At 73.1% G+C, this 17,573-nt stretch carries 16 protein-coding genes; 9 read left to right on the top strand and 7 right to left on the bottom strand.

All coding sequences use genetic code 11. The features are described 5' to 3' along the window. Nucleotides 1–170: 170 nt before the first annotated feature. On the bottom strand, nucleotides 171–554 hold the full coding sequence (locus DDW44_RS27060) for an MmcQ/YjbR family DNA-binding protein (RefSeq protein ID WP_170814584.1): 384 nt from the start codon (nucleotides 552–554) through the stop codon (nucleotides 171–173). A 95-nt stretch (nucleotides 555–649) separates the two neighbouring features. Between DDW44_RS27060 and DDW44_RS27055 the strand changes: the two genes are divergently transcribed. Continuing rightward, nucleotides 650–1,840: a saccharopine dehydrogenase family protein gene (locus DDW44_RS27055; protein ID WP_108908083.1), complete on the top strand. Its 1,191-nt coding sequence runs from the start codon at nucleotides 650–652 to the stop codon at nucleotides 1,838–1,840. Nucleotides 1,841–1,935: 95 nt separating this feature from the next. Here DDW44_RS27055 and DDW44_RS27050 read toward each other — a convergent pair whose 3' ends face one another. After that, nucleotides 1,936–2,619, bottom strand: a complete 684-nt coding sequence (locus tag DDW44_RS27050; protein WP_018888963.1) for an endonuclease V — start codon at nucleotides 2,617–2,619, stop codon at nucleotides 1,936–1,938. 36 nt (nucleotides 2,620–2,655) lie between these two features. Here DDW44_RS27050 and DDW44_RS27045 point away from each other — a divergent pair, with 36 nt between their 5' ends. Continuing rightward, a complete protein-coding gene (locus DDW44_RS27045; RefSeq protein WP_026281520.1) occupies nucleotides 2,656–2,955 on the top strand; it encodes a YciI family protein in 300 nt (99 codons plus the stop codon). A 478-nt stretch (nucleotides 2,956–3,433) separates the two neighbouring features. Here the strand turns inward: DDW44_RS27045 and DDW44_RS27040 are convergent, their stop codons facing one another. Beyond that, nucleotides 3,434–4,531, bottom strand: a complete 1,098-nt coding sequence (locus DDW44_RS27040; RefSeq protein ID WP_208648015.1) for a WD40/YVTN/BNR-like repeat-containing protein — start codon at nucleotides 4,529–4,531, stop codon at nucleotides 3,434–3,436. A 307-nt stretch (nucleotides 4,532–4,838) separates the two neighbouring features. On the opposite strand from DDW44_RS27040, the gene ssgD reads away from it, so the two are divergent. The 5 genes from ssgD (at nucleotide 4,839) to DDW44_RS27010 (ending at nucleotide 10,975) form a co-directional block, all read left to right on the top strand. Beyond that, entirely contained in the window at nucleotides 4,839–5,255 is a 417-nt protein-coding gene (ssgD, locus tag DDW44_RS27035; protein WP_017944250.1) for a spore wall synthesis regulator SsgD, read from the top strand. A gap of 373 nt (nucleotides 5,256–5,628) precedes the next feature. Next, nucleotides 5,629–7,269 carry an ABC-F family ATP-binding cassette domain-containing protein gene (locus DDW44_RS27025; protein ID WP_206307352.1) on the top strand — a complete coding sequence of 547 codons (1,641 nt, stop codon included), beginning with the start codon at nucleotides 5,629–5,631 and terminating at the stop codon, nucleotides 7,267–7,269. Between the two features lie 483 nt (nucleotides 7,270–7,752). Continuing rightward, nucleotides 7,753–8,529, top strand: a complete 777-nt coding sequence (gene ddaH / locus DDW44_RS27020) for a dimethylargininase (RefSeq protein ID WP_108908080.1) — start codon at nucleotides 7,753–7,755, stop codon at nucleotides 8,527–8,529. Between the two features lie 186 nt (nucleotides 8,530–8,715). After that, nucleotides 8,716–9,690 (top strand): acyl-ACP desaturase, encoded by a 975-nt coding sequence (locus DDW44_RS27015; protein ID WP_018888958.1) that lies wholly within the window; start codon nucleotides 8,716–8,718, stop codon nucleotides 9,688–9,690. 415 nt (nucleotides 9,691–10,105) lie between these two features. Beyond that, nucleotides 10,106–10,975 carry a chitosanase gene (locus DDW44_RS27010; protein WP_037756782.1) on the top strand — a complete coding sequence of 290 codons (870 nt, stop codon included), beginning with the start codon at nucleotides 10,106–10,108 and terminating at the stop codon, nucleotides 10,973–10,975. A 94-nt stretch (nucleotides 10,976–11,069) separates the two neighbouring features. Here the strand turns inward: DDW44_RS27010 and DDW44_RS27005 are convergent, their stop codons facing one another. Then, nucleotides 11,070–11,336: a WhiB family transcriptional regulator gene (locus tag DDW44_RS27005; RefSeq protein ID WP_018888956.1), complete on the bottom strand. Its 267-nt coding sequence runs from the start codon at nucleotides 11,334–11,336 to the stop codon at nucleotides 11,070–11,072. A gap of 102 nt (nucleotides 11,337–11,438) precedes the next feature. Then, nucleotides 11,439–12,254 carry a VOC family protein gene (locus DDW44_RS27000; RefSeq protein WP_108908079.1) on the bottom strand — a complete coding sequence of 272 codons (816 nt, stop codon included), beginning with the start codon at nucleotides 12,252–12,254 and terminating at the stop codon, nucleotides 11,439–11,441. Nucleotides 12,255–13,278: 1,024 nt separating this feature from the next. On the opposite strand from DDW44_RS27000, the gene DDW44_RS31810 reads away from it, so the two are divergent. Next, complete coding sequence (locus DDW44_RS31810) at nucleotides 13,279–13,485, top strand: hypothetical protein (RefSeq protein WP_134407154.1); 207 nt, start codon at nucleotides 13,279–13,281, stop codon at nucleotides 13,483–13,485. 37 nt (nucleotides 13,486–13,522) lie between these two features. Here DDW44_RS31810 and DDW44_RS26990 read toward each other — a convergent pair whose 3' ends face one another. Further along, nucleotides 13,523–14,503, bottom strand: coding sequence for a DUF1214 domain-containing protein (locus DDW44_RS26990; protein ID WP_244224120.1), 981 nt, complete (start codon nucleotides 14,501–14,503; stop codon nucleotides 13,523–13,525). A 286-nt stretch (nucleotides 14,504–14,789) separates the two neighbouring features. Beyond that, nucleotides 14,790–15,911, bottom strand: a complete 1,122-nt coding sequence (ligD, locus tag DDW44_RS26985) for a non-homologous end-joining DNA ligase (protein WP_108908077.1) — start codon at nucleotides 15,909–15,911, stop codon at nucleotides 14,790–14,792. Between the two features lie 52 nt (nucleotides 15,912–15,963). Between ligD and DDW44_RS26980 the strand changes: the two genes are divergently transcribed. Then, nucleotides 15,964–17,037: an ATP-dependent DNA ligase gene (locus DDW44_RS26980; RefSeq protein ID WP_108908076.1), complete on the top strand. Its 1,074-nt coding sequence runs from the start codon at nucleotides 15,964–15,966 to the stop codon at nucleotides 17,035–17,037. Nucleotides 17,038–17,573 lie beyond the last annotated feature (536 nt).

Genomic DNA, 17,573 nt, shown 5'->3' with positions numbered 1-17,573 from the left:
ACCGCCGCCGGTGCCGGTCCGTGACCACACCGCCTGGATGCAGGACCACCCGGACGACTACCGGTGAGGCCCTGGTCCGCCCGCGCCGCCGAGGCCGCCGTACCTCCGTGGCCACCGTGCCGGCGCCGGTCGCCGCCCCTCGCCACCCTCGCCACCCTCGCCAGGGCGCGTCAGGGCGCGTCGAGTTCGGCGATCAGCTTCTTCGGGGCGACGGTGCGGTAGCTCTCCTCGACCCAGTCGCAGAGCAGCTCCGCCGCCGGGGCGCCCTTCCCGGCCAGCGGCACCCGCACCCAGCCCGCCTTGCCGAGGCCGTACCCCGACGGCTCCGCCCCGGGGCAGGACAGGGCGTGCGCATGGGACACCTCGTCCGTGAGCTTCACCCCGACTCCGAGGGGGTGGCTGCCGTCGGTGACACCCAGGAAGACGAAGATCTTCTTGTTCACCTTGACCACCGTGTCACCCCAGGGGAACTCCTCCCCCGCCCCCGGCAGGCCCAGGGCAAAGGACCGCACCTTCTCCCATTTCGCCAGAGCGGCTCTCGGCGGTGGTGCCATCCCGTCCTCCCGGTGCAGCGCGTCGTCCGGCTCCACGCTAGCCTCGGCCGGCGACAAACGGCGCGGGACAGGATTCACAACGGGGTGGAGGGCCGATGAACAGGCAGAGCGGGCCGGAGCGGCCGTACGACATCGTGCTCTTCGGCGCGACCGGATTCGTCGGCACCCTCACCGCGGAGTATCTGGCCGCCCATGCCCCCGAGGACTGCCGCTGGGCCGTCGCGGGCCGCAGCAGAGCACGGCTGGAGCAGTTGCGCGAACGGCTCACCGCGATCAACCCGGCCTGCGCCGGGCTGCCGCTCGTCGTCGCGGACGCCGACGACCCGGACGCGCTGCGCGCGCTCGCCGAGTCGACGCGCGTAGTGGCGACGACGGTCGGCCCGTACGTCTGGTACGGCGAGCCGCTGGTCGCCGCCTGCGCGGACGCCGGGACGGACTACGCCGACCTCACCGGCGAGCCGGAGTTCGTCGACTCCGTCTACATACGGCACGACGCACGGGCCCGCGAAACGGGCGCCCGGCTGGTGCACGCCTGCGGCTTCGACTCGGTGCCGCACGATCTGGGGGTCTACTTCACGGTCCAGCAGCTGCCGCGGGACGTGCCGCTGCGCATCGACGGCTTCGTGAGCGCGGGCGGGATCTTCTCCGGCGGGACGTTCGCTTCCGCCCTGACGGCGATGGGCCGGCAGCGGCAGGCCGCGCGCACGGCACGGGAGCGCAGGCTCCATGAGCCACGACTGATGGGCCGCCGTGCCAGGGCGCCGCTCGGGGCGCCCCGCTTCAGCCGGGAGACCGGTACCTGGGCGCTCCCGCTGCCGACGCTCGACCCCCGGATCGTGGCCCGCTCCGCGGCGGGCCTGGAGCGCTACGGCCCCGACTTCCAGTACCGGCACTACGCCTCGGTGCGGACGCTGCCGGTGGCGCTCGGCGGCCCCGTCGCGCTCGGCGCGCTGGCCGCGCTCGCCCAGGCAGGGCCCGCCCGCCAGTGGCTGATGAACCGTTACCAGCCCGGCCGCGGCCCCAGCGCGGAGCAGCGCGAACGCAGCTGGTTCCGGGTCCGCTTCGTCGGGGAGGGCGGCGGTCGCCGGGTCTTCACGGAGGTGTCGGGCGGCGACCCCGGCTACGGCGAGACGGCGAAGATGCTCGCGGAGTCGGTGCTCTGCCTCGCCCTGGACGAACTCCCCGCCACCGCGGGCCAGGTCACCACCGCCGTCGCGATGGGCGACGCCCTGCTGGCACGACTGCGGGCCGCGGGCGTCGTCTTCCGCGTCGCGGACGCGCGCTGAGCCCGGCCCGGTCCCGCCCGGCGGTTCCGGCCCGTTCTGTCCCGTAACGTCCTATCGCGCGGAGAAGGACCGTCCCGGTGCCCGGAGCGGGGTGGTCAGCCGCTCGTCGCCTCGCGCAGCGCCCTGCGGCAGAGGGCGTCGGCGCGGCGGGTGGACTCGGGGAGGCGGAACTCCGGGGAGAGCGCGAGGGTGTGGGCGCAGGCGTTGCCGAGCGTGACGCGGTGGCCGACGGAGACGAAGACCGGTTTGACGCCGTGCTGGGTCCGCAGCGCCCGTCCCACCACCGCGCCGTCGTCCGCGACCAGTGGTGAGCCGTCACCGCGCCGCCCGCCCGGCGGGTCGTAGGTGAACGTGAACGGGTTCTTGGCGACGCCGATCACCGGCAGGCCGGTCAGCACGCCGAGATGGCTGGCCAGACCGAAGCGCCGTGGGTGGGCGAGCCCGTAGCCGTCGCACACGACCAGACCGGGGCCGTGGCGCAGCGACTCCAGCGCGGCGAGCACGGTCGGGATCTCACGGAAGGCGAGCAGGCCCGGTACGTAGGGGAACGCGATCCGGCCGGCCGCGGTGGTCTCCTCGACGACGTCCAGCGTGGCGGCGTCGAGGACGACGGCGGCCGCGACGACGGCATCGCGCGCGTCGTCGTAGGCCACGTCGACCCCGGTGACGAGGCCCGTGCCCGGCGGCGGCCCGGGTTCGTCCAGGACGACGCGGGCCCTGAGTTCGTCCTGCACCGCACGGGCCTCGGTCTCGTCCGCGGGTGTCCTGATCACGGTCATGGTGACTCCCAGCCTAGTGCGGCTACCCTGCCGATCATGTTCGTACTGGAATTGACCTACACGGCGCCCGTCGAGCGCGTCGAGGAGCACCAGGCTGCCCATATGGCCTGGCTGGAAGCTCTTTACGGAGAGGGCGTCCTGATCGCCTCCGGCCGGAAGAACCCGCGTGACGGCGGTGTGCTGATCGCGGCGGGCGTCGACCGCGAGCAGGCCGAGGGGATCGCGGCGTCGGACCCCTACACGGCGGCGGGGGTGTGCGAGTACCGGATCACGGAGTTCGCCGCGACGAAGACGGCGCCCGCGCTGGAGCGGTACCGGGAGCAGCCCTCCGCCTGACGGTCCCGGCGAGGAGCGGGCGGGGCCCGCGCCCGGCCGAGACCGAACCGGCCGGCCGCAGTACGCAGGTGCCCGCGCGCCCGCGCGCACGTATCCGCGCGGCCGCAGTGCGCAGCTGCCCGCGCACCCGTTGCGCGGCGGTTGCCCCGTGCTCGTCGCTTCGCGCGCGACGCCGGGACGAGCGGCACCGGATGGCCGCGCGACGGACCGGCACCGGATGACCCGGGCAGGACGGGCCGGTACCGGATGCCCCGGACAGGACGGGCCGGTTGCGGATACCTCGGACAGGACGGGACCGTACCGGATGCCCCGGACACGACGGGCCGGTACCGGGTGGCTGCCCGGCACCGGCCCGTGTGCGTCACGGGGGACGCAGCGGCCCGCGGTCGGACGCTGCGCACCGGCCCGGACCCGTCCGCGTCACCAGGGCAGGGGTGGCCGGTGAATCACCGAGGGGTGCCGGACGGCCGACGGGTCGTCACCACTCCAGCCGGGCCGCGCGGCCCTTCTCCCCCGCCGCCCAGCAGCCGAGGTCCGGTGTGCAGTCCACGGTGTCGTACGAGCCGGTGTCCACGGTGCGCCAGGTGCGCCCGGCGTCGGTGGTGAGGTCGGTGCCGGTGGGGCCGACGGCGAGGGCGGCCCGGCGGCTGTGGGGCAGCCAGGCGACGCCGGAGCGGTAGGCGGGCGGCGGGGTCGCGGACTGCCGCCAGGTGCGGCCGCCGTCCCGGGTCACCGCGCCCGCCCGGGGGGACGCCTCACTCGCGCGGTAGTCGCCGCCGACCGCGAGACCGTGCACCCGGTCCCGGAAGGCGAGCGCGAAGACGCCCCGGGCGGGGTCACCGGCCGGGATCGTGGACTCGGCCACGGTCCAGTGCAGCCCTCGGTCCGCGGAGTGCAGCACACGCGCGGTCGCACCGCCGCCGGTCGCGAGCCAGACGTCCCCGGGCCCCGAGCTCACCAGGCACTGGCCGCTCGCCGCGAAGCCCGCCTCGCCCGGCTGGGCGTCCGGCATCCCCTCCGTCGGCAGCACCGTCCACGACCTGCCGCCGTCCCGGGTGGAGAGGATGCGGAACCTGCCGTCGACCGGGTCGCTCATCGCGAGCCCGTGCCGGGAGTCGAAGAAGGTCATGCAGTCGTAGAACGCCTTCGGGTCGGTATTGCGGAACGACTCCTCCCAGGTCGCTCCGCCGTCCTCGGTGCGCAGCACCCGCGACGCCTCGCCCTCGCCGATGGCCAGCACGACGGCCCTGCGCGCGTCGAACGCCTCGACGTCGCGGAACTGCAGCTCGCCGGCCCCGGGCGGTGAGACGTCGCGCCAGCTCCGGCCGCCGTCGGTGGTGCGGAGCACGGTGCCCCCGGAGCCCGCGAGCCACGCGGTGGAGCGGCTGACCGCGGCGAGACCGCGGAACCGCACGTCCGTCCCGGTCTGCTTGAGCTCCCAGTGCGGTACCCGGCCGTCCGCTTGCCCCGAGTCCGCCTGCGCTGCCGCCGAGGGGGCGGCAGCCAGAACGGCGGCCAGCGCCACCCCGCTCAACCCCGCGGACACCATTCGTCTCGACTTCCCCTTGGGTCTCATGGCGCGAGAACGTAGCGGCCCCCCGGCACCCGGTCCAGAGCGCCTCCCGTACCGCGTGCGTGGCGCGTTCACGGTCCGAGGGCCCGGACCGCGCGCCGGTGTGGCGGCCTCCCGGGGCGGGACCGGCCGCACGATCCGTACACGGCACCTCACGTATGGTTGCCTCCCGTACGGTGACGCAGCTCACGTCCCCCTCCGATGCACGGATTCCGCCGTTCTCCCGTCTTCCTCTGCGGCAGAGGACTGACGTCGTCCCCGGCCGAGCGGTGGACCGGCGTCGACAGCAGCGAGTGAGGGAGAGCGGGCCTTGTCCAGCGTCATCGAGCAGGCCGTGCAGGTCCGTCTGGTCGCCTCCGCGCCACGGATGGAGTCCGTGCCGGCGACCCTGCGCTACGACCGCCGCGACCCCTTCGCCGTGAGCATGTCGTTCCCCGCCCCGGCCACACTGGAGGGCACCGACGTGTGCTGGGCGTTCTCGCGCGAACTGCTCGTTCAGGGCGTGGACCTGCCCGCCGGGCTGGGCGACGTGCGCGTACGGCCCTACGGGTACGACAGGACCGTGCTGGAGTTCCACGCTCCCGAGGGAACCGCGATGGTGCACATCCGCACCTCCGAAGTCCGCCGCTTCCTCAAGCGGAGCCAGGGGCTCGTGCCGGCCGGCCGGGAGCACCTCCACCTCGATCTGGACGCGGACCTGGCCCAGTTGATGCGCGACGCCCACTGAGGGCCGCCGCAGCGTCCAGGCGGATCCCCGTCCCCATCCCTGTCTCCGCCTCCGTCTCCAGTCCTGTCTCCGTCCCCATCCCTGTCTCCGTCTCCAGTCCTGTCTGCGTCGCCGTCGCCGTCGCCGTCGCCGATTAATCGTTTGCCGGCCACCCCCGGCGGGCGTAGCTTCGTATCCGGCCCTGTTGTCGTCGATAGGAGAAGGACGTTGCTCGTCTGAGGTCCTGAGACACCGTGTCACGCGGCTTTCCGCCCGCGTGCCCGTGTGCGACCTCGGCGTACGAGCCGTCCCGTTCCGGACCAGGGCCCCTGTGCCGTCCGACCGGTGTCTCGCCCGTTGCCCCTTCTTCTTCCGACGCAACAGGGAGACCCGTATGTCTACCTTTCCCACCCATGTGACCTGTTCCTCGCTGTCCTTCTCCTGGCCCGACGGCACCGCGGTGCTGGAGGACTTCCAGCTCGCCGTCGGCCCCGGCAGGACGGGGCTGATCGGGCTCAACGGCTCGGGCAAGTCCACGCTGCTGCGGCTGATCGCCGGCGAGCTCGCACCCACCGAGGGCGGGGTGCGGACCGCGGGCGAGGTCGGGTACCTGCCGCAGAACGCCGTGCTCGACACGGCGTTGCGCGTCGACGAGGCGCTCGGCATCGCCGCAACCCGGGCCGCGCTGCACGCGATCGAGGCCGGCGACGTAAGGGAGGAGCACTTCACGGCGGTCGGCGACGACTGGGACGTGGAGGAGCGGGCCGTCGCCGCTCTCGCACAGCTCGGGCTCGGGCACATCGGCCTGGACCGGACCGTCGGCGAGATGTCGGGCGGGGAGTGCGTGCTGCTCAGGCTGGCGGCGCTGCTGCTGGCCCGGCCCGATGTCCTGCTGCTGGACGAGCCGACCAACAACCTGGACCTCTACGCCCGCGGGCGGCTCTACGAGGCCGTGGAGGCGTGGTCCGGGGTGATGATCGTGGTCAGCCACGACCGCGAACTCCTGGAGCGGGTCGACCAGATCGCCGACCTCCGCGACGGCGAGGTGACCTGGTACGGCGGCGCGTACTCGGCCTACGAGCAGGCGCTGGCCGTCGAGCAGGAGGCCGCCGAGCGGATGGTGCGCGTCGCGGAGGCCGATGTGCAGCGGCAGAAGCGCGAACTGGCCGAGGCACAGGTCAAACTTGCCCGCCGCAAGCGCTACGGGCAGAAGATGTTCGAGCAGAAGCGCGAGCCGAAGATCGTGATGGGCGCCCGCAAACGCGCGGCGCAGGTCTCGGCGGGCAAGCACCGCACCATGCACACGGTGAAGCTGACCGAGGCGAGAGAGCGGCTCCACGAGGCCGCGGACGCGGTGCGGGACGACGACGAGATCCGCGTCGAACTGCCGTACACCAAGGTCCATCCGGGCCGCGGCGTCCTGCGGCTGTCGGAGGTGGAGCTCCGCTACGGGGCCCGTGTGGGAGGCGAGTTCGATCTGCGCGGACCGGAGCGGATCGCTCTCGTCGGGCGCAACGGGGCCGGCAAGACGACCCTGCTCCGCACCATCGCCGGGGAGCTGCGGCCGGTCGCGGGCGAGGTGGCGGTGCAGGTGCCGCTGCGCTTCCTCCCGCAGCGGCTGGACGTGCTCGACGAGGAGCTGAGCGTGGTGCGGAACGTCGCCCGGTTCGCACCGCAGGCGACGGAGAACACGATCCGGGCGCGACTGGCCCGCTTCCTGTTCCGCGGGGAGCGGGCCGATCGAGCGGCCGGGACGCTCTCCGGAGGGGAGCGGTTCCGCGCCGCGCTGGCGGCACTGTTGCTCGCCGAGCCCGCCCCGCAGCTGCTGATGCTGGACGAGCCGACGAACAATCTCGACATGGCGAGCGTGCGGAGGCTCACGGAGGCCCTGGAGGCGTACGAGGGCGCGCTGATCGTGGCGAGCCACGACATCACGTTCCTGGAGTCGCTGGGCATCACCCGCTGGCTGCTGCTCGACGGTGGGCTTCGGCCCACGACCGCCGAGGAGGTACGGGAGGGGTTGATGGGGACGTGAGAGCGAGGGCGTGAGCCGGTGGTCGGGTGACTCCGGGTGCGCCGTCGGGCGTGCGCGGGGTGCCGGGGCCTCGGCGAGTCGCCCCCGGGGCGGCCGGAGCGGCCGCGGAGGTCCACTACGGGATGCCCCGAGACAGCCCCGGGCCGCCTGCCCCGTGGGCGGGCGGCCGCGGATCGCCGCGGTGCGTCCTGCTGCGCCTGCCGACGGCCGGGGCGGGCCCGCGGCGACGGGGTGGCCCCGTCGCCGTGGCCTGCCCCGGAGCGCGCCATGTGCACGCCCATCGCCCGCCCGGTGTGCGGCCTCGAGCGGGCCCGGTGTGCGGCCTTGAGCGGGCCCGGTGCGCGGCCATCGTCCGTCCGGTAACGCCGCCATGGGCGGGGCCGGGTGCGGGGCGGGGCGGTGTGCCGTGTGGAACGGGACGGAATGGGGCAGGTGGGGCTCATGATGGCGCTGCCACCCCCCAATTCGGTCCCTGGAGAGCCTGTGCCGAGCAGAAGAGCCCTGATCCGACGCCCCAGCCCGCGTGTGGCGGACGGCCTGGTCACCCACGTGGAGCGCCGTACCGTCGACCCGGCCTTGGCACTCGCCCAGTGGAGGGCGTACGGCGAGGCCCTCCGTGCGCACGGCTGGGAGACGGTCGAGGCCGAGCCCGCCGACGACTGCCCGGACGGGGTCTTCATCGAGGACACCGTGGTGATGTTCCGCAACGTCGCCCTCATCGCCCGTTCCGGGGCGGAGACCCGGCGCCGGGAGACGGCCGGGGTGGAGGAGGCCGTGGCGAGGCTCGGCTGCTCGGTGAACTGGGTGTGGGAGCCCGGCACGCTCGACGGGGGCGATGTGCTCAAGGTCGGCGACACCGTGTACGTGGGACGCGGCGGACGGACCAACGCGGCCGGGGTGCAGCAGCTCAGGGCGGCCTTCGAGCCGCTGGGGGCACGTGTCGTCGCGGTACCCGTGTCGCGGGTGCTCCACCTGAAGTCCGCAGTGACCGCCCTGCCCGACGGAACCGTGATCGGTTACGAGCCGCTGGTGGAGCAGCCGTCGCTGTTCCCGCGATTCCTGCCCGTCCCCGAGGAGGCAGGGGCGCACGTGGTGCTGCTCGGTGGCGCGAAACTGCTGATGGCGGCGAGCGCCCCCAAGACGGCGGAGCTGTTCACCGACCTGGGTTATGAGCCGGTTCAGGTGGACATCAGCGAGTTCGAGAAGCTCGAGGGCTGCGTGACATGCCTCTCCGTACGGCTCCGGGACCTGCACACATAACAGAGCGCATGGGGACATGACGGCCGCGCGCTTGGACGATGGCTTATCGCGCCTTTAACCTACGGTTTCGTAACCTACGAGGCCGTAGGTAGAACGCGCGCCGCGATCCGGCCGGCACCTCGCCGTCGTCGGTCGTGCGTTCCGCTCGCCGACGCCCTTGTCCCATCCGTCCCCCCAGGAGCCCCCGTGACGATCACCTCTCCCCACCTCGGCAGTTCGGAAGCGTGGACCGACGCCCGGCTGCTGTACGCGCTGGAGGAGGTCGTGGAGAAGGAGCTCAACCGCCACCTCAAGGTCGCCAAGGACTGGATGCCCCACGAGTACGTGCCGTGGACGGACGGCCGGAACTTCCCCGGCCTCTTCGAGGACGGCGAGGCCTGGGAGCCCGGCCAGTCCAAGGTCACCGACATCGGCAAGACCGCCCTCGTCGTCAATCTGCTGACCGAGGACAATCTGCCCAGCTACCACCACGAGATCGCGAGCCTCTTCGGCCGCGACGGCGCCTGGGGCACCTGGGTGCACCGGTGGACCGCGGAGGAGGGCCGGCACGGGATCGTGATGCGCGACTACCTGCTGACCTCACGAGCCGTGGACCCGGACAAGCTGGAGCAGTTCCGCATGGCGCACATGTCGGAGGGCTTCGAGTCCGACAACCGCCACTCGATGCTGCACTCCGTCGCGTACGTCGCCTTCCAGGAGCTCGCCACCCGCATCTCGCACCGCAACACCGGCCACCAGTCGGGCGACCCCGTCTGCGACCGGATGCTCGCGCGCATCGCCACCGACGAGAACCTGCACATGATCTTCTACCGGAACCTGCTCGGCGCGGCCTTCCAGATCGCGCCGGACCTGACCATGCAGGCGGTGCGGGACGTCGTGGTGAACTTCCGGATGCCCGGGCACGGGATACCGGGATTCGAGCGCGCGGCGGCGCAGATGGCGATCGGTGAGATCTACAACCTGCGGATCCACCACGACGACGTGCTGCAGCCGGTGCTGCGCTTCCTGAAGGTGATGGACATCGACGGGCTCGGCCCCGAGGGCATGAAGGCCCAGGAGGAACTGGGGCTGTACATGGGCGGACTGGACACCGAGGCCGCCAAGTTCGACGAGAGGCTCGCGGCCCGCAGGGCCCGGCAGGCCGCCCGCGCGAAGGGCTGACCCGGCACGTTGCCCGCCGGGACACCGGCGGGCAACCCACCGGCCGGGGCACCCGCGGCGGCACACCGGCGGGCCCCTGGCGGGCCGCCCCGTCTCGTGCGGGGGCGGCTGCCGCCCGATGGAGCCGCCCGCACGCGGACGTGCGGTGGCGGGCTGCCCCGCCGCGCGTTCGCTCGCCGGCCGGGTGGGCGACGGCCAGTAGCCTTCGCCCTCCGCCGCCCTCCACCGCCCTCCACCGCCTGCCGCCGCCCGCCACCGACCTCCGCCGACCGGCTTCGCCCGCCTTCGTCCGCCCGGAATGCCGTGTTCAGCGGGACGGGCGCCGGGCGGGCGGGGCGCGCACCGTAATCTGGGCGGCGTGAAACCCGCGACCCGCATCATCCTCATAGCCGCCCCGGTGGCCATAGCCGTGTCCATGATCCTCGGCGTCGGCGGCGAGGAGGAGATCCCACTCGCCGACCGGCCGCGTGAAGGCCGGAAGACAGCCGCCCCCGTGCAGAACCCGCTGACTTCGGGCACGGCCTCCGAGCGGCAGGCTCTGGAGGCCAGGATCGCGAGGATGCCCGCGGGACTCGCGGACCCCGCCAAGAAGGAGATCGCCGCCCAGCTCGTGTCCACCGCCGAGCACTCCACCCTGAACTGGCGCGGCCGGTACGGCGCCATCGAGGACCTGGGCGACGGCAACGGCTACACCGCCGGAATCATCGGCTTCTGCTCCGGGACGAACGACATGCTGCAGCTCGTCGAGTCGTACACCGCCGAGCACCCGGACAACGGGCTGGCCCGGTACCTCCCCGCCCTCAGGGAGGTGGACGGCACCGACTCGCACGACGGGCTGGACCCCGGTTTCACCGACGCGTGGGAGGCGGAGGCCGCGAAGCCCGCCTTCCGCGCCGCGCAGGACGCCGCGCGCGACCGCATCTACTTCGACCCCGCCGTCCGGCTGGCGAAGATGGACGGCCTCGGCACGCTGGGCCAGTTCATCTACTACGACGCGATGCTGCTGCACGGCCCGGGACTCGCCCCCGACGGCTTCTACGGCATCCGCCAGGCGGCCATGAAGAAGGCCAGGACGGCCGCGGAGGGCGGTGCGGAGAAGAGGTACCTGAACGTCTTCCTCGACGAGAGTCGTTCGGCCATGCGAAGCCGGACGGGCCCCGCCCAGCGCGACACCTCGCGCATCGACACGACGCAGCGGGTGTTCCTGCGCAAGGGGAACATGGGGCTCACGGCACCGCTGCAGTGGCGGATGTACGGGGAGACCTTCCGCATCCCGCCCTCCTGACGGACCGTCAGACGATCGGCTCCCCCGGCGGCGGGCGCCCACGTCCGCGGGGAACGCACCCGCACCCGCACCCGCACCCGCACCCGCGACAGCCCTACCCGCGCCGCTGGATCCGCGAGCGCCGCAGCCTGCCGCGCTCCTTCTCCGAGAGGCCGCCCCAGACACCGAAGCGCTCGTCGTTGGCGAGCGCGTACTCCAGGCACGCCATACGGCCCTCGCAGGCGCCGCACAGTTCCTTCGCCTCGCGGGTGGACGAGCCGGGGGCCGGGAAGAAGAACTCGGGGCCGACCTGGGCGCACAGGGCGGATTCCTGCCAGGAGAGTGCGCCGTCGGGCGCCGGAACGGTGCTGTTCATGGACATGGTGCACAGGGTGCCCCGTGGTGCTAAACGGTATGTCAATGAACGCTCAACATGGGTGTTCCGGCCGGCCGCGGACCCGTTCGCGACGCCCGGACGGCGTGTTCACGCCGCGCTCGCCGCCCCGCCCACGCTCCGTACCGACGTCTCGATCACCGCGAATCGGGCTCCGTACGGGTCGGCGAGTTTGGCGATGCGGCCCACATCCTCGAGGTCGATCGGCCGTGTCCGGACCGTACCGCCGAGTTCCTCCGCCTCGGCCGCGGTCGCGTCGGTGTCGGTGACCTCGAAGTAGGGCAGCCAGTACGGTCCTCCGGCGGCCTCCACCGGGTCGGTCTCCAGGGCGACGAGACCGGCGAACATGGCGTCCTCGCCGGCGCCGGCCGGGTTCACGGTCACGTACGTGTCACCGCCGGGGACGGGCACGGCGAACTCGTCCCAGCCGAAGACGGAACGGTAGAACCCGAGGGCCGCGCCCGGGTCCGGGGTCCAGAGCTCGGCCCAGCACAGCGAGCCCGTCTCGTTCACGACGTCAAGGCCCTTGTTGGTGCGCGGCTGCCAGGTGGCGAAGCCCACTCCCGCCGGGTCGGTGAAGTGTGCCATGCGGCCGAGGTCCCACACGTCCGCCGGTTCGTAGGTGACCGAGCCGCCGAGGTTCCTCACCCGTTCGGCGGTGTCGTCGGCGCTGGCCGACTGGAAGTAGAGGGTCCAGCCGGGCGCGCCCTGCTCGGGAGGCACGGCCATGCCGCCGGCCGCGGTCCTCCCGTCCAGTTCGAACATGCCGTAGCCGCCCGCCCCCGGGCCCGCGGCACGGAACGTCCAGCCGAACAGTCCGCCGTAGAACGACGCCGCGCCGGAGAGGTCGGGGGTGGCCAGATCGAGCCAGTTCGGGGAGCCGGTGAGATAGCGGGTGGTGAGCATGGGACATCGCTCCTTCCCGGGTGGCCGGACGGTCCCGGCGCGGGGCATCGCGAAACGTCGCGGGGGGTCTCACCGGTCCGGCGGTCTCGCGGGTCTCGGGGAACTCACATGTCGCGCAGGTCTTGCAGGTCTTGCAGGTCTTGGGGGTATCGACGGAGTTCGGGGGAGTTCGGGGGAACTCGACGGATCTCGCGGGTTTCGCGGGTTTCGGGATGCCGGGGCCCGTCGTCGCGCCCCACCCCCCTCGTGCGTGTGGTGCCGACCCCACCGAGTGTGCTCCCGGTGCCGGTCCCCCGCACGCGGGGACGGCCGCCGCCACACGTCCCGCTCGCACCTCCCGGTACGGGCCTGCGGGCACCGCGCCCGGGGCACGCGGGCGTGTGGCGGGGCGCCGCGTCGCCTGCCGCGGCGGCGGACCGGGCACGGCACGGCCGCGCTATGCCCCTCCCCGGCCGTTCGGGGCGTACCGGAAAGGGCCGGACTGGGTGGACTTCGCCGTGCGGTGCTCCGGGATCCGCGAGACACTGCCCCACCACCGCAGCGCGTCCGCGGGGTCCCCGGCCACCCCTCGCCGTCCGGCCACCCGTCGCCGTCCGGGCTCCCGGCTGCCCGCCGGCGTCGCCCTCCGTCCCTTGCGGTCACTCGTGCCGGTGGTCCGGCCGTGTGCCCACCGCGCAGGGGCCACGCGCTGCGGCAGGGTGGGCGAATGCACCCCCGGATCAGGCCCCTCACCCTCGCCGTACTCCTCACCGCGACCGGTCTCAGCGCGACCGGCTGCGTCTCCGTGCCCGCGACGCCGCGGCCCCCCGCGCCCGGCATCGGGCCCGCGGGTGCCCCGTCTCCGTCGCCCGCCGGCCCGGAACGCCGGGCCGAGCAGGCGCCGGCCCGCGGCGAACTCGCGTCCACGGGGCCGGAGAAGTCGCCGCGGCCCCGGACTGCCGGCGCAGTTGAGGCGGACGACGGCCGGCCGGGCGGGGCGCCCGAGCCCGGCCGGGCGGAAAACCCAGGGGCGCATGACGGGCAGGTGGCCGCACCGCAGCGGCGGGCACGCGAGCGGCGCGACACGGCCTCGGCGGAGAAGGCCGCGCTGCCGCACGGGCACGGGAAGCACCCCGCCGCCCGCGCGCCCCGGACGCGGACGGACTACGGCATGGGCGACCTGTGCAGGTTCTCGGAGGGCGTGGCGGACCCGGCCTTCGTCGCCATGTGCCGTGCGAACTACGGCCGCTGAGGCGGCTCCTCGCCGGCCTGGGCCGGCTCCCGCCGCCTCAGGATCCGGTCAGCGGGGTGATGCCCGGTGGCACGTAGCTGCCGCTGAGCGTGCCTCCCTGCGGCCCGTACGCGCGCAGCATGACGTTGAACTCGCCGTTTCCCACGGGTATCCAGTTCTCCGGGTTGACGCCGGTCGGCCGAGTGCGGGACAGGTAGATCGACAGCGACCCGTCCGGGTTCTTCTTCAGGCCCGGGGTGTAACTCGCCACCGCGTAGGTGTCGGCCGCGTTGGGAATGAGGGTCACGGCGTGCGGGGTGTACGCCGTCAGTGACCAGAACCGGCTGGTCTCCGGGAGCTTTCCGGCAGGGAAGGTGAGCACGTACCCCTTGGAGGAACCGTTCAGCGCCGTTCCGGACGTATCCTTGAAGGTGTGCCAGTAGGCCGCGGTGGGGAGACTGTTGCCCCATTGCAGAAACTCCGCAATGGAGGAACGGTCCAGATAGTCCCTGGCGGACCAGTTTCCGATGTTGCGGAAGTTCACCCAGTTGTTCTCGGTGGTGTGGCCGAGGTAATTCCTGATGATCCGGGCGTGTCCCTGCCGGACACCGCGCGCAAACTGGTCGCGCAGTTCGGAGGGCAGGTTCCGGCCCTTTCCGAAGATCTTGTCGAACTCCTCGGCGACTGCCTTGTCCTGCCGGGTCAGCGGGGCCGTCTCCGGATCGTTCACGGCTGTCTGGAGTTGGCGCAGGAAGGCGACCGGGGCTCGGGCGACCATGTTGTCGGCGACCACCTTGTAGCGGATGCCGAACGTCGCCTCGGGCACGACATGAGTTTGCCCCGCGTCCGGGTTAGCCACATAGTCGGACAGGGTGGCCATGCGCAGGTTTCGCCGGAATTGCTCAGCCCTGGCGACCGTGTTCCGGCCATCGCTGTACTCCTGCATTGCCGCCCCGCTCACCGGGTCGCCGTGCGAATGCGGTATCCATCTGGAGAAGGCCTGATGGCCCAGGACTGCGAAAGCGAAGTCGTCATCCACGGCCAGGGCCCGTGAGCCGCACGACCGCCGGACCGCCGCCGCCGACGCCGACGCCCTATGGCACCGCCACCGACGCCCACACCGACCCCGCACCCCGCACCCCACACCCCGCACCCCGCACCCCACACGCCGGGCAACGGTGCGCCGACGGCGGTGTGTTCCGGCGCTTCCCGTGGGCGCACGGGCCCCGGAGAACCCCCGCCCGGCGGTGGGGCGCCCGCGTGCCCGCCAGTCCGCCCCTCCGGTTCAGCGGCTCCCCGGTGGAGGCCCCTCGCCCGGTCCCGCGCTACCCGGTCCCGTCGTGCCCGCCCGGCCCCGTCTGGCCCGGCGCCCCTTCCCCGGAACCGTCTCTCGCCTTACCGGGCCCCGGCCCGGTCCTCTTGGCGGTGCGGCCGGACGGTGCGTCCTTCTTCGCGCGGCTGGGCTGGACGCGCTTCGGCTCGCCGGGCATCTTCGGGTACTCCGGCGGATAGGGCAGATCGCCCAGCCCGTGCTCCGCCTCGTCGCGGCGGGCGAGCTCCAGCAGCCCTTCCAGGCCGAAGCGGTGGTCGTCCATGTCGGCGTGCACGTCGCCCGCTTCGGCGTAGCGCGTCCGCATCGTCACGATGTCGAAGTCCTCGGGTACGGCTTCGTCGATCTCCTCCCAGCGCAGCGGGGCGGAGACCGGGGCGTGGGGGCGGGGCCGTACGGAGTAGGCGGAGGCGATGGTGCGGTCGCGGGCGGTCTGGTTGTAGTCGACGAAGATCCGCGCGCCGCGTTCCTCCTTCCACCACTTGATGGTGACGTGGTCCGGCATCCTGCGTTCCAGTTGCCGTCCGCAGGCGATGGCGGCGCGCCGGACCTGGGTGAACGTCCAGCGCGGTTCGATGGGGACGAACACATGGAGACCGCGTCCGCCGGACGTCTTGGGCCAGCCGCGCAGCCCGGCCCCGTCGAGGACGTCCCGGAGCTCGTGGGCGGCGCGGACGGCATCGGCGTAGTCGGTGCCGGGCTGCGGGTCGAGGTCGATGCGCAGTTCGTCGGGGTGGTCGGTGTCCTCCCGGCGGACCGGCCACGGGTGGAAGGTGACGGCGCCGAGGTTGGCGGCCCAGGCCACCGCCGCGGGTTCGGTCGGGCACATCTCGTCGGCCGACCGGCCGCTGGGGAACGTGATGTGGGCGGTGGGGATCCACTCGGGCAGGTTCTTGGGGGCGCGCTTCTGGAAGAAGGACTCGCCGGTCACCCCGTCGGGGTAGCGCTCGAGGGTGGTGGGCCGGTCCCGCAGTGCCCGGGTGATCCCGTCGCCGACGGCGAGGTAGTACTGGACCATGTCCAATTTGGTGTACCCGCGTTCGGGGAAGTAGATCTTGTCCGGGTTGGACACACGGACGGTACGCCCACCCACTTCCACTTCCACCGCTCCGGCCATGCCCGTCAGCGTAGGCCGCGCCGACATTCCTCGCATACCGGACAATCGACACATGGATCTGCCGGTGATGCCGCCCGTGAAACCGATGCTCGCCAAGTCCGTGGCGACGATCCCGGCCGGGATGCAGTACGAGGCCAAGTGGGACGGCTTCCGTGCGATCGTCCATCGGGACGGCGACGAGGTGGTGATCGGCAGCCGCACCGGGAAACCGCTGACCCGCTACTTCCCGGAGCTGGTGACGGCCCTGCGGGGCAATCTGCCGGAGCGCTGCGTCGTGGACGGCGAGATCGTGATCGTCCACGAGGGCCGCCTGGACTTCGACCGGCTCACCGAGCGCATCCATCCGGCGGACTCACGGGTGCGGACGCTCGCCGAGCGCACCCCGGCGAGCTTCGTGGCGTTCGACCTCCTCGCCCTCGGCGACGAGGCACTCCTGGACACCCCGCTGGCGCAGCGGCGCGCGCTGCTCGTCGAGGCACTCGCGGGGGCGCGCGAGCCGGTGCACATCGCCCCGGCGACGACGGACGCCGCCGTGGCCCGGGAGTGGTTCGAGCAGTACGAGGGGGCGGGGCTGGACGGGGTGATCGCCAAGCCGCTGGACCTTCCGTACCGCCCCGACGCCCGGCTGATGTACAAGGTGAAGCACGAGCGGACGGCCGACGTGGTCGTGGCCGGCTACCGCTTCCACAAGAGCGGACCGGTCGTCGGTTCGCTGCTGCTCGGACTGTACGACGGCGAGGGGGCCCTCCAGCACGTCGGCGTCTGCGCGGCGTTCTCCATGAAGCGACGCGAGGAACTGGTGGCGGAGCTGGAGCCGCTGCGCCTGGCGGACGTCTCGCAGCACCCCTGGGCGCGCTGGGCCGAGGAGGGGGCGCACGAGTCGGCCCGGCTGCCCGGCGCGCCGAGCCGGTGGTCGGGCAAGAAGGACCTGTCGTGGGTGGCGCTGCGGCCCGATCGGGTGCTGGAGGTCGCGTACGACCACATGGAGGGCGACCGGTTCCGGCACACGGCGCAGTTCCGGCGCTGGCGGCCCGACCGCACCCCGGAGAGCTGCACGTACACCCAACTGGAGGAACCGGTGCGCTACGACCTCGCCGAGGTGCTGTCGGGGCCGCCGTCCGGGTGACCCCGGGGCGCGGCGGCTTCCCCCGTACGGGCCCCGGCACGCGGGTCCGGCCCCGCCGGGCAGCGGCACCCCACCGGCACCGGCACCCGATCGAGCGCAGGACCCGATCGATGGCAGGACCCGATCGATGGCAGGACCCGATCAATGGCACGGCCCGGATCGATGGCACGGGCCGGATCGGCGGTGCACATCTCGAACCGCTCGAACCGCTCGAACCGCTCGGTCCACACGGCCTGCTCGGTCCACACGGCCTGCTCGGTCCGCACGGTCCGCACGGTCGGCTCGACCTGCTCGACCGGCTCGGTCCGCACGGGGTACGCATTGCACCGCCGCGGGCCGCGCCCGAACCGCGGCGTCGTCGGCGGCTCAGTCACCTCCCGGTGAACACGCCGACGAGGAGGAGGAGTTCACGACGGCGCTCCGCTCGCGAGAGGGGCTCGGCCCCTCCGGCAATGGTCGCCGGCTCGCCTTCGGCACCAGGGACGCGGGGGACACGAGGGATGCGGTGATGGCGGGGGCCGGGCTGCGGTGCACGT

Source organism: Streptomyces tirandamycinicus (assembly GCF_003097515.1).
Classification (GTDB): Bacteria; Actinomycetota; Actinomycetes; order Streptomycetales; family Streptomycetaceae; genus Streptomyces; species Streptomyces tirandamycinicus.
This window is presented reverse-complemented; position numbering and strand designations above follow the sequence as displayed.

Coding starts and splice junctions, on each gene's coding strand:
- DDW44_RS27045 (WP_026281520.1), top strand. CDS start 2,656: ATGTTCGTACTGGAATTGACCTACACGGCGCCCGTCGAGCGCGTCGAG.
- DDW44_RS27025 (WP_206307352.1), top strand. CDS start 5,629: ATGTCTACCTTTCCCACCCATGTGACCTGTTCCTCGCTGTCCTTCTCC.
- DDW44_RS27055 (WP_108908083.1), top strand. CDS start 650: ATGAACAGGCAGAGCGGGCCGGAGCGGCCGTACGACATCGTGCTCTTC.
- DDW44_RS27005 (WP_018888956.1), bottom strand. CDS start 11,336: ATGTCCATGAACAGCACCGTTCCGGCGCCCGACGGCGCACTCTCCTGG.
- DDW44_RS27040 (WP_208648015.1), bottom strand. CDS start 4,531: ATGAGACCCAAGGGGAAGTCGAGACGAATGGTGTCCGCGGGGTTGAGC.
- ligD (WP_108908077.1), bottom strand. CDS start 15,911: ATGGCCGGAGCGGTGGAAGTGGAAGTGGGTGGGCGTACCGTCCGTGTG.
- DDW44_RS27000 (WP_108908079.1), bottom strand. CDS start 12,254: ATGCTCACCACCCGCTATCTCACCGGCTCCCCGAACTGGCTCGATCTG.
- DDW44_RS27060 (WP_170814584.1), bottom strand. CDS start 554: ATGGCACCACCGCCGAGAGCCGCTCTGGCGAAATGGGAGAAGGTGCGG.
- DDW44_RS27050 (WP_018888963.1), bottom strand. CDS start 2,619: ATGACCGTGATCAGGACACCCGCGGACGAGACCGAGGCCCGTGCGGTG.
- DDW44_RS26980 (WP_108908076.1), top strand. CDS start 15,964: ATGGATCTGCCGGTGATGCCGCCCGTGAAACCGATGCTCGCCAAGTCC.
- DDW44_RS27010 (WP_037756782.1), top strand. CDS start 10,106: ATGATCCTCGGCGTCGGCGGCGAGGAGGAGATCCCACTCGCCGACCGG.